The organism is Salininema proteolyticum, assembly GCF_042685645.1.
Taxonomy (GTDB): Bacteria; Actinomycetota; Actinomycetes; order Mycobacteriales; family Micromonosporaceae; genus Salininema; species Salininema proteolyticum.
Genome location: NZ_JBHUNX010000001.1, coordinates 4,211,445 through 4,221,954 on the forward strand (window position 1 = coordinate 4,211,445; position 10,510 = coordinate 4,221,954).

Here is a 10,510-nt window from a genome sequence, read left to right on the forward strand (position 1 = left end):
CTGGAAATGATGTCCCTGTTCGGAGTGTCGTAATGAGCCACCCACTCCACAATTTACCGGAAACTCGGTTAAGACGGAAGTCTAGCCGCCAATCCCTAAAAAGGAGAGTATGGCGTGGCAGGTAATGGACCTCCACCAGGAAAAACACGCCGTCGCCGCAACCGTGACGAACTCGCCGAGTTCGGCACACAGCTCCACGACGGCACCACCTCCGAGAGCCCGCCGCTCCCCGATTCGTCCCCGTGGTCTCCGCATACCCTTGACTGGTATGAGACATGGCGGTCCTCCCCGCAGGCCGCCGCGTTCATCGCCACGGACTGGCAGCGCCTCCACATGATCGCCCTCCTCGTCGAGGAGCTCCCGAACGCCGATACGCCCGGCAAGCTCACCGGGCTCATGTCGGAGATCCGGATCAATGAGTCCCTGCTCGGCGCGACCCACGTCGACCGGCTGCGCGCTCGCATGAAGATCGAGCGCCCGAACCAAGGGAGCGGCAAGGAGTTGTCCACAGGGGTTGTGGATATCGCCGAGCGGCGCCGCCGGCGCATGAACGATGCCTCGTGAACTCATCTACGCTCCCGACCACGACCGCGACCGCTCCCTCGGCCATCTGGCGTGGGACTGGATCGAGTATTGGTGCGTCCACGGCCCCGGCGACGTCCAGGGCGACGCGCTGGAGCTCGACGGCGAGTTCGGCGGGTTCATCGTCGACGCCTACGCCCTCCGGCCCGCCGACGGCCGTCGTCTCTATGACACCGCGATCCTCTCCCGCGCTAAAGGACGCGCGAAGTCGGAGCTGGCCGCGTTTATCACCCTCTTCGAGGCCCTCGGCCCGAGTCGGTTCGCCGGGTACGCCGAAGGCGGCGAGACGGTTTCGTGGAACGGCTGGAGCTACACCTACGCCCCCGGCGAACCCATGGGGAAGCCCATCACCTACCCCCTGATCCGTTGTTTGGCAACCGAAGAAGGTCAGACGTCGAACACGTACGACAACGTCTATTTCAACCTCAGCCAGGGCCCGCTCTCCGAGGCCCTCCCATCCGGAGCGGCCGGACTCGGGCGCGTCATCCTCCCCGATGGTGGCGAGATCCGCCCCTCAACGGCCTCCTCCTCGTCCAAGGACGGCGGTAAAGAGTCCTTCGTCGTCGCCGACGAGACGCACCTCTACACCAAGGCCGAACTCAAGGCCATGTACCGCACCGTCGACCGCAACCTCAGCAAGCGCAAGCAGGCGCAGCCGTGGATTCTCCAGACGACAACTATGTACCAGACCGGCGAGGCCTCCGTGGCCGAGGCGATGCACGAGCGAGCCAAGCTCATCGCCGAAGGCAAGGCCCGCTCGGCGCGGCACCTGTGGGACCACCGGGAAGCGCCGGCCGAGGTCGACATGACCGACCGCGAGCAGATGCGCGCCGCTCTGCGCGAGGTTTACGGTCCGTTCGCCGACGTCCTGGACCTAGACAGCATCATCGAAACGGAGTTCTGGGACACCACCAAGGACATCGAGGACGCGCGCCGGTACTTCTTCAACCAGCCGACGGCCGCCCGCGACGCCTGGGTGACCAAACCGGACTGGGACGCCTGCGCACGGACAGACCTCATCGTCGCCGACGACGCGGCCATGGTCCTTTTCTTCGACGGCAGCCTCTCGGACGACGCGACCGGCCTGGTCGGCTGCGACGTCGAGACCGGCCACGTCATGACCTTGGCGGCCTGGGAGAAACCCGAAGGCCGCGCCGGGGAGGACTGGCGCGTTGATAAGAGGGACGTCGACCGGGTCGTCCGCAAGGTCTTCGAGGAGCGCAACGTGGTCGCCTTCCACGCCGACGTCGCCCACTTCGAGTCCTATATCGACGAGTGGGCCCAGGAGTTCGGCGACCGGCTCGTCATCGACGCCTCCACCGGCCGCTACCCGCACCCGATCGCCTGGGACATGCGCGGCCACGGCCGCGACTTCGTCCAGGCCACCGAGCGCGCCCTGACCGACATCCTTGAGGGCGACCTGACCCACGACGGCGACTCCCGCCTCACCCGCCACGTCCTCAACGCCCGCCGCCGCCCCAACAAGTGGGGCGTCGGCATCGGCAAGGAAGGCCGCGAGTCTCCGCGCAAGGTCGACCTCGCTGTCTGCATGATCGGCGCTTGTATGGTCCGCCGTGTCCTGGTCAACTCCCCGGCCTGGAAGCGCCACCTCGCCGGAGGCGGACACCGCCGCGCCGGCCGCGTCGTCGGCTGGAACTAGACCATAAGAAACAAGGGACACCGGAGCAGTTCATATCTACTTTCGAACTATACATTTATAACCCAGACATCATTTTGCGAAGTTCGCCCCTCTATACCTCCAACTCCTGCTAGTAGTGGTTCGGATTTGCTGAACACTATCAAGTCGGCTGCATCGCCCGAAATTTTCCTCAAGATGGTCGTATGTGTACTCGTTTTGGAATTTTCAACAGTCCACAACTGAATGCCATCATCACCAGAAGTCGCCAAGAGATTTCCATCGTGGCTAATACTGAACTGAATCACGCCTTCAACGTCGACAGCGTAGAAGGAGTAGGGCTTAGCACCAGGATCACGCACCATACTGGCGTTTCCTAGTGAACTGGCGAGTGTACCGTGCCAGACTGTCCTTTCCAAGGATCCATATGTTCCTATTCCATATAGAACAGTTCCATCTGGACTAAATTGCAATTGAGACAGATCATCTGTTCCCGCAGAGTAGTCGGGTGTATGGTTGAGATCCCAGAAGTAAAAGCCGTCGTCTAGATTCGCACCACCACTGATAACAACACTAGGTGCAACTGGACTTGCGGCAACCGAATAGGCCAAGAATTCGTAGATTCCGGTGGTGTCCTCCCACAGTTCCGCATCCTCCTCCCATGTTGTCGTATTCCACAAATGCGCCCGCTCTCCTCCAGTCAAGAGCTGCGAGCCGTCATGAGTAAACGATACTGGCCCGACTTTGTTGTCCGCTACGACGGCAATCTCACTGTAGTCTGACAGATTCCAGACCACAGCTCCCTTTCCCAAAGATGACCCATGAGCAGTTACTAGAAGTGAACCCTCGGGGTGGAATGCCATGGAATGCACGATGCCTGGCGAGTGCAAGGTTTGTCTGGTGTCCCCTGATTTCATATCATGAAGGCGAATCGCGCCCGACTCGTAGCCGATGGCAAGTGTTTTACCGTCAGGGCTGAACTCCAGGGAACTTACTGGTTCGTCTCCCGAGATCACAGGTGGTGGCTCTTCTGGACCAAATGCGTCGTCGTATTTGGCTCGGAGGTACGTCCATGATTTCGGAATGGCCCATGTTCCGATTCCGAAACCCAGGCCCATTAGTAGGACTCGTCGACTTGCCTGTCGCAATGGAATATCAGCCCATCTAGGCTGTCGTGGTCGCTCCTCCTGGCGGGCTGCCTTCTTCGGTTCGGCATCACCTTGTCGTCGTTCGTAGGTGTACAGAGCGATAGAGCCGATTACCAGCAACGCTGGAATCGCGCCCAAGTACCAGCGTGGGTATCGGGACAAGACGGGATCAAGCTGGTCACTGAGCAGATTGACAGCGATCCCTAGCGTCACCGTCGACACAAGGAGTGCGATACCCCCAATGAGGGTTTTCCGAGAAGGATGAGGGGGCTCGGGCATGAAACTGGCTCCTCAGTGCCGAACGCGATTGAACCAATCGAAGTGTGAGATTCATTCTACAAAAGCGGTCTAAGTCCAGTCTTTACCCTCCCGCCCAATGACCTTCTCTCAAGTGACCCGCTGTTGTCAGGCGTGACTACCAGCCGTACCACACATGAGGTCACACGTTCGCGCACAAAATCTCACCGGAAATGAGGCGACCATGCTCGACCGCTCCACGGTCACCTCCATCGCCCACCGCCTGATCGAGGCCTCCACCGCCGAACGGAAGAGGCTCGACGACATCCACGACGCCGTCCGCGACCGGGCCCAATGGCTCTACGTCCCCAAGAAAGCCAGCCAGGAATACCGCGACCTGATCGAGCAATCGCGGTTCAACGTGCTGCGCCTGGTGATCGGACAGCTCGCACAAGCTCTCTACGTCGACGGGCACCGGCCCTCGACCGGAACGGAGAACTCCTCGACGTGGGACGCGGTATGGCAGGCCAACGGCATGGACGCCCGACAAGCGGGCCTCTACCGCTCGGCGATCGAATACGGCTACTCCTACGCCCTGGTCGTCCCCGGACGGCCGGCGCCGGTCATCACGCCGCTCTCCCCGAGGCGCTGTATCGCCTCCTATGAGGACATGGTCTCCGACCAGTGGCCCGAATACGCCCTGGTCTTCCACGGCCGCAAAGCGTTCCTGTGGGACGAGGAGGCCGCATACGCCCTGGCGAAGGACAAGGACAGTCGGGAGTGGGTCGCCACTGGCGAATACCGCCGCCACGGCCTCGGCGTCGTCCCGCTGGTGCGGTTCCTCGACTCCGTCGCCGACCTGGACGACGGCCCCACCGGGAAAGTCGAGCCGCTGCTTCCCGTTCAGGCGCAGTTGAATCAGCTCACCTTCGGGCTGCTCATGGCCGCGCAGTTCGCGGCCTTCAAGCAGAAGTGGGTGACCGGAATGGCGATCGCTGAAGATGCCAGCGGCAACCCGATCGAGCCGTTCAACGCCGCGGTCGACCGGCTCTTCCAAGGCGAATCGCCCGACACGAAATTCGGGGAGTTCTCCGAGACGGACCTGTCGGGCTACCTCAACGCCCGCGACAAGGCGTTGCTCTATGTCTCCTCGGTCGCGCAGATCCCGCCGCACAACCTCATCGTCGGCGCGGGCATCTCGAATATCTCGGCCGAGGCTCTCGCCGCTCTGGAGGCTGGCCATCGCCAGGACGTCACCGAGCACCAGACGTCTTTCGGCGAGTCGGCCGAGCAGATGCTCCGCCTCGCCGCGCTCGCCATGGGCGACCAGGCCGCGTGGGAGGACACCTCCGGCCAGGTCGTCTGGAGGGACACCACGCCGCGCTCCATCGCCCAGATCGCCGACGCCCTCGGGAAGATGGCAACGCTCCTGGAGATCCCGCCGCGCGCGCTGTGGGAGCGCATCCCCGGCGTCACCGACACCGACCTCCGCCGCTGGGAGGCGATGGCCGCCGAGGACGACCTGACCGGCCGCCTGGCCGAGATGCTCGAATCCGGCGAACCCGCTGCGCCCGTGGAGGAACCTGACGGTGCCAGGTGAGGCCGCGAACGCGTTGACGGCAACCTACCGCCGTCAGGCCGCGCTCATCGCCGAAGCTGCCGCCGCCAGGATCGCCCGAGGAGCCCGGCGCGCCGGGCTCGACGACGTCGACCTGTGGTGGACCAGCGTCGAGGAGACGCTGACGGACCAGGTTCTCGAGGTCGCCGAAGGCCTCGCCACGCTGACCCGCCGATACCTGCGCGGCCACGCCGCGGCCGAGGGCGTGGACGTCGAGCCCGCCGAGGTCCCGGTCAACGTCCGGCGCATCGCAGAGGCCCTGCGCATCACCGGCCCCGTGGCGTTCAAAACCCACATACGCGGCGGCGGTACGCCCGAGACGGCGCGCGCGACCATGTCCCGCACCCTCGCCGGGGCGGTCAAGCGCCTCGTCCTCGACGCCGGACGCGACACGACGATGCAGACCTACCGGACCAACCGCTCCATCCAGGGATGGCGGCGCGTCACCTCCGCCGGCGCCTGCGCCTTCTGCCAGATGCTCCGATCCCGAGGCGCGACCTACTCGAAGCGCTCGGCGCGCTTCCGCTCGCATGACAACTGCGCCTGCTCGGCCGAAATGGTCTACCGGCGCGAAGCCGAACCTGACGACGTCAAAGCCCTCCAACAGCGGTGGGACGACGTCACTGGCAGCCGCATAGGCCCCGATGCGGTACGCGAATGGCAGAGAAACCTACGCGCCGAACAGAAAAACACCTGACCCCCGTGCCGCGATGGCACCGACACGAAACGAGGCCGCGATGGCTGACCAACCCGATACCCGCCCGTCCACGGAATCCACTCCCACCGAACCTGACAGCGCCCCCGAACCCGACACCGAACCTGACAACGGCGAGCTCGGCGAGGCCGGACTCAAAGCCCTACAGGCCGAGCGCGACGAACGCAAAGCGTTGCAGCGCAAGCTCCGTGAACTGGAGCCCCTGGCTGAGAAGGCCCGCGAGTTCGAGGAGTCCCAGAAGAGCGAGATGGAGAAGCTCTCCGAGCGGCTCCAGGCGGCCGAGCGCGACGCCGAGACCGCCCGCTCCGAGGCCCTGCGCTATCAGGTGGCCTCCCGCCACGGCGTCGGCGACGAGGACGCGAAGCTGTTCCTCACCGGCGCCGACGAAGAGCTCCTCCAAAAGCAGGCCAAGCGCCTCGCCCAGCTCTCGACCGACAAGTCACCCGGTAAGCCGCGGCGCTCGCCGGTCGAGGAGCTCGGGCTCGGCATGGCACCGGTCGACGACAACACTGCCGAGACGGACATGAACGAGTGGATCCGCCGACACTCCTAAAAGGAAACCGCTTTGACCCTGAATTCGAACCCTTCCCTTCTGCCCGTTGACTTCGCCCGCGACGTCATCAAGCAGGCCGAATCCTCCAGCGCCGTCCTGGCGCTGTCCAACACTCGGCGCATCTCCACGCGCGTCCAGCGCATCCCCGCCACCGCCGCGCTCGCCTCCGCTTACTGGGTCGGCACGTCGGCCAACGACTTCACCGACCTCAAGCAGCAGACCGACGCCCAGTGGAAGGGAATCGACCTTGTCGTCGAGGAGCTCGCCGCCCTCGTCCCGATCCCGCACGCCTACCTCAAGGACAACTCCTTCCCCATCTGGGATGAAGTTCGGCCGCAGCTGGTCTCGGCGATGGGCCGCGCCATCGACTCGGCGGTCCTCTTCGGCGTCGACAAGCCGACCACCTGGCCGGCGCACCTGCTCGCCGACATCACCGCCGCCGGCCAGACCGTCGAGGCCGCCGACGGCGCGGACAAGGCCCTCCTACTCGCCGAGTCGGCGAAGACGCTCAAACAGCGCGGCTTCGGCACCAACGGGTGGGCCTGCGAGCCGGGCGCGCAATGGGACCTGACCACGCTGCGCTCGGCCGACGGCGTCCCGATCTACCAGACCGACCTCGCCGGACCCCTCCAGACCGGCCTCTACGGCCGCCCGCTCAAGGAAGTCGACAACGGCGCATGGGACTCCACCGCCGCCTACTACATCCACGGCGACTGGTCGAAGTCCATCGTCGGCATCAGGGAGGACATCGCCTTCACCCGCCACGATGACGCGATCATCTCCGACTCGGCCGGAAACGTCGTCTTCAACGCCATGCAACAGGACTCTTCGATCTGGCGCGCGGTCTTCCGCGTCGCCTGGACGCGCGCCAACCCCGCCACCCGCCTCGCACCCGATGCCGACAAGTCCGGCGACCAGGCCACCACCACGAAGTTCCCCTTCGCCGCGCTCGTGCCCCCGCCGCCGGCCCCGTTAACGGCGATGGACGAGGCCAAACCAGCATCGACGGACCCCTCCACCGCCGCCGTCGAAGGCCTCGCCGCCCCTCCCTCGCCGCGCGCGAAAAGACCCGAATGGGTCGCCTTCGCCATCGCCTCCGGTACCAGCCCTGAGACGGCCGAGGCGATGACGAAGGCCGAGCTGATCGCCGCCTATACCTGAGGAGGAAACCTATGGCCGCCAAAGGAATCATCGGCGGCGACCCCTCAAAGCTCGATCGCGTGAACACCGTGGACGAGGCCGGACCGGTCCTCCGGTTCGACCTCGTCCACCCCGACGCGACGGCCATCGAGATCACCGCCGCCAACGACCACACCGCCGACACCCTCCTCACCTACTGGACCAATAACTCCGGCCAGGCCCAACGCACCGGATACCTCAACGAAAAGGGCGAGATCCGCTCCCGCCCCGGGTCCCCCGCGACGGTCCCCGTGCGCGTCCAGCAGCGCGACGAACGCCAGAGCGGCGACCTGCAGCAGTGGACCGACGCGGGCAACACCCCGTTCTCCCGCATCGACGCCGACGGCTACGCGACCTTGCGCGTCGACGCCTGGACCGCCTTGGACCTGGAGCCCGGAGTCGTCTCCGACGCCGCCGAGGTCCGCCGCGAGAGCGCCTACGGCATCGCGCGGCTGCGCGGCACCCTCACCACCCAGCTCACCGGATTCAACGCGGGATCCACCATCGCCACCGTCCCCGCACCGTTCCGGCCCATACGAACCGTGGTCGTCACCGTCGGATTCGACTCCACACAGGACCGAACCATGACCGTCACCCCGGCCGGGGCGATCTCGCTGGGCTCCTCCATCGGAGCAGGCGATGACCACACCATCCACCTCGACGGCGTCACCTGGGAGCTCGCATGACCGAGACTGTCGCACAAGGACAGACACTCACACTCGTCTCCGAATGGACGGAATACGTCGGCGGACCGCACCGCGACCTCGACGCGCCACCCGCCATCGAGGTCACCAACGCCGCCGACGGCTCCACGGTCGACTCCTCTACCACCACAACACATGCGGCGCTCGGAGTCTACACCTGGGCGTGGGACGTGGCGGCCACGCTCGCGCCCGGCGACTACATCGCCCAGTGGACCGGCACCGCCTCCGGCCAGGACGTCGCTGCTACCGAACTGGTCACCGTCACCGCAGCCACGACCGCGCTCGCCACCGTCGCCGACCTTGAGGCCCGTCTCGGCCGCCCCCTCGACGCCACCGAAGCCGCCCGCGCCGAGGTCCTCCTCGCCGACGCCTCGGCACTCATCCGCTCCTACACCCGCAAGACCTTCACCCGTGCCGTCGGCGACGTCGTCACCCGCCGCCCCTTGGGCGACACCATTCGTCTGACACAGCGGCCGGTCACCGCGATCAACTCCGTCACCGCCGTCACCGGCACCGCGACCCTGCCCGACCTGGCGCTCCCAGCCGGGTCCTGGACATTCGACGGCATCGACACGATCACGCTCTACCCGCTCGACCGCGGCCTGTTCGTCTCGCTGCCCGAATGGCTCTCCGATCCTGGAGTGACCGTGACCTATCGGATCAACTACGACCACGGACACGCCACCCCGCCGCCGGATATCACCGCCGTCACCTGCGGCATGGTCCTGCGCTCCCTGCTCTCCCCGAGCCTCGTCCCCGGCATGGTCGGCGAAACGATCGGAGCCTACTCCTACCAGCTCCAACAGGGCTCCGGCGCCGGCGGTGTAGCCGTCGGACTCACGCGAGCCGACCGCGCCCTCCTCGACCCGTGGAGAACCACCGCGGCGACGATCGGAGTGCGCCGATGATCCCCGAGCGCCTCCTACCGCACGCGGTCGTCGTCATCGAGCCGACCGTCACCACCGACGCCTACGGCAACATCGTCCGCGACTACGACAACCCCGCCGCCCGCACCGAGACCCAGGCCTGGCTCCAGCAGACCACGCACGCCCTCGTCATCTCCGACGGCCGCGCCGCCCAGTCCCAGGAATGGCTGATGGTCACCAACCACACCGTCATAAGCGGATTCGACCGCATCGAATGGGACACCAAGCGATTCGACATCGACGGCCCACCCCGGCCCGTCCACACTCCCGCCGGCGGCCACCACTACGAGCTCACCCTCCGACTCGTCGAAGGATAACCACCCCTATGAGACTCAGACTCCGCCGCCGCGGCATGGCGGCGCTCCTCAAGTCCGACGAGGTCCGCTCCGACCTCAAACGGCGCGCCGACCGCGTCGCCGAGACCGTACGCAATCGCACCGAGGGCGTCCTCGACCACGGCGAGGGCGGCATCGTCGCCGACACCTACACCGGCCGCGGCCGCGCCGGCGCCACCGTCATCGGCGTCCCCATGGAAGTCGAGGAACGCGACCACGTCCTCGGCTCCGCGATCGACGCCGCCGGAGACTGACATCGACAACATCCAAGCCCGCCGCCTCACCCACGCCTTGGAGCGCATCGCCGCCGCCCTCGAAGCCACCACCCGAACCGAGCAGCGACGCGCCACCGACCCGCCCCCGTGCATCCGCTGCGACGGCCGCGGCTCCTTCGCCCCCGGCGTGGACTGCACCGACTGCGACGGCACTGGAAACGCCCATGTGGAATGACGCGCTCGCCACCGTCGGCGACTACCTCCGCCCACTCCTCGCCCCCGCCACCGTCGCCTCCCGACCTCCCGGCGAGGACGGCCCACCCTCAACCCCACTAATCCAGTTGCGGCGCATCGGCGGGCGCGCCGACCCTCCCGTGCGCGAACACATCCGCCTGGATGTATGGGCCTGGCACACCACCGAACCCGACGCCTGGGCGCTCGCCCTCGCGGCCCGCTCGGCGATCTGGGACGCCCCCGGAACTCTGGCCGGCTGCTATCGCGTCGCTGAGGCCGCCGCGCCCCGCAGCGCCGATGACGCTCTCGGCGGCATGGTCCGCGTCTGGGCCACCTACGAGCTCACCGTCCGCGCCAACGACGCCATTGGCCCCGCCTGACCCCACAGGCACCCCGACACCCGTATCACCGCATCCTCCAGGGAGTTT

Annotated in this window: 13 protein-coding genes and 1 pseudogene; 12 read left to right on the plus strand and 2 right to left on the minus strand. The window is 66.2% G+C overall.

Going from position 1 to position 10,510, the window contains the following annotated elements:
• The first annotated feature begins 114 nt into the window (after positions 1-114).
• Positions 115-564: a phage terminase small subunit gene (locus ACFTE1_RS19445; protein WP_380619663.1), complete on the plus strand. Its 450-nt coding sequence runs from the start codon at positions 115-117 to the stop codon at positions 562-564.
• Positions 554-2,242, plus strand: coding sequence for a Terminase (locus tag ACFTE1_RS19450; protein ID WP_380619665.1), 1,689 nt, complete (start codon positions 554-556; stop codon positions 2,240-2,242). The genes ACFTE1_RS19445 and ACFTE1_RS19450 overlap by 11 nt, the downstream gene beginning before the upstream one ends.
• 47 nt (positions 2,243-2,289) lie before the next feature.
• Here the strand turns inward: ACFTE1_RS19450 and ACFTE1_RS19455 are convergent, their stop codons facing one another.
• Together ACFTE1_RS19455 and ACFTE1_RS19460 are read right to left on the minus strand one after the other, a co-directional pair.
• Complete coding sequence (locus tag ACFTE1_RS19455) at positions 2,290-3,081, minus strand: WD40 repeat domain-containing protein (RefSeq protein WP_380619828.1); 792 nt, start codon at positions 3,079-3,081, stop codon at positions 2,290-2,292.
• A 36-nt stretch (positions 3,082-3,117) separates the two neighbouring features.
• Positions 3,118-3,645, minus strand: a pseudogene (locus ACFTE1_RS19460) (WD40 domain-containing protein); the annotation flags it as partial.
• Positions 3,646-3,847: 202 nt separating this feature from the next.
• On the opposite strand from ACFTE1_RS19460, the gene ACFTE1_RS19465 reads away from it, so the two are divergent.
• From ACFTE1_RS19465 to ACFTE1_RS19510, 10 genes are read left to right on the plus strand one after another with little or no spacing between them, the layout of a single operon-like run.
• A complete protein-coding gene (locus ACFTE1_RS19465; RefSeq protein WP_380619667.1) occupies positions 3,848-5,203 on the plus strand; it encodes a phage portal protein in 1,356 nt (451 codons plus the stop codon).
• Positions 5,193-5,918, plus strand: a complete 726-nt coding sequence (locus ACFTE1_RS19470) for a VG15 protein (protein WP_380619669.1) — start codon at positions 5,193-5,195, stop codon at positions 5,916-5,918. Before ACFTE1_RS19465 ends, ACFTE1_RS19470 begins: the two co-directional genes overlap by 11 nt.
• Before the next feature lie 40 nt (positions 5,919-5,958).
• Positions 5,959-6,489: a hypothetical protein gene (locus ACFTE1_RS19475; RefSeq protein ID WP_380619671.1), complete on the plus strand. Its 531-nt coding sequence runs from the start codon at positions 5,959-5,961 to the stop codon at positions 6,487-6,489.
• A 12-nt stretch (positions 6,490-6,501) separates the two neighbouring features.
• On the plus strand, positions 6,502-7,650 hold the full coding sequence (locus ACFTE1_RS19480) for a phage major capsid protein (RefSeq protein ID WP_380619673.1): 1,149 nt from the start codon (positions 6,502-6,504) through the stop codon (positions 7,648-7,650).
• Positions 7,651-7,661: 11 nt separating this feature from the next.
• Positions 7,662-8,354 carry a hypothetical protein gene (locus tag ACFTE1_RS19485; RefSeq protein WP_380619675.1) on the plus strand — a complete coding sequence of 231 codons (693 nt, stop codon included), beginning with the start codon at positions 7,662-7,664 and terminating at the stop codon, positions 8,352-8,354.
• The gene (locus tag ACFTE1_RS19490; protein ID WP_380619677.1) at positions 8,351-9,280 is read left to right on the plus strand and encodes a hypothetical protein; all 930 of its coding nucleotides are present in this window, start codon (positions 8,351-8,353) and stop codon (positions 9,278-9,280) included. Before ACFTE1_RS19485 ends, ACFTE1_RS19490 begins: the two co-directional genes overlap by 4 nt.
• Positions 9,277-9,615 carry a hypothetical protein gene (locus ACFTE1_RS19495; RefSeq protein ID WP_380619679.1) on the plus strand — a complete coding sequence of 113 codons (339 nt, stop codon included), beginning with the start codon at positions 9,277-9,279 and terminating at the stop codon, positions 9,613-9,615. The genes ACFTE1_RS19490 and ACFTE1_RS19495 overlap by 4 nt, the downstream gene beginning before the upstream one ends.
• 8 nt (positions 9,616-9,623) lie before the next feature.
• The gene (locus ACFTE1_RS19500) at positions 9,624-9,887 is read left to right on the plus strand and encodes a hypothetical protein (RefSeq protein WP_380619681.1); all 264 of its coding nucleotides are present in this window, start codon (positions 9,624-9,626) and stop codon (positions 9,885-9,887) included.
• Between the two features lie 37 nt (positions 9,888-9,924).
• Complete coding sequence (locus ACFTE1_RS19505; RefSeq protein WP_380619683.1) at positions 9,925-10,083, plus strand: hypothetical protein; 159 nt, start codon at positions 9,925-9,927, stop codon at positions 10,081-10,083.
• Positions 10,073-10,462, plus strand: coding sequence for a hypothetical protein (locus ACFTE1_RS19510; RefSeq protein WP_380619685.1), 390 nt, complete (start codon positions 10,073-10,075; stop codon positions 10,460-10,462). The genes ACFTE1_RS19505 and ACFTE1_RS19510 overlap by 11 nt, the downstream gene beginning before the upstream one ends.
• Positions 10,463-10,510 lie beyond the last annotated feature (48 nt).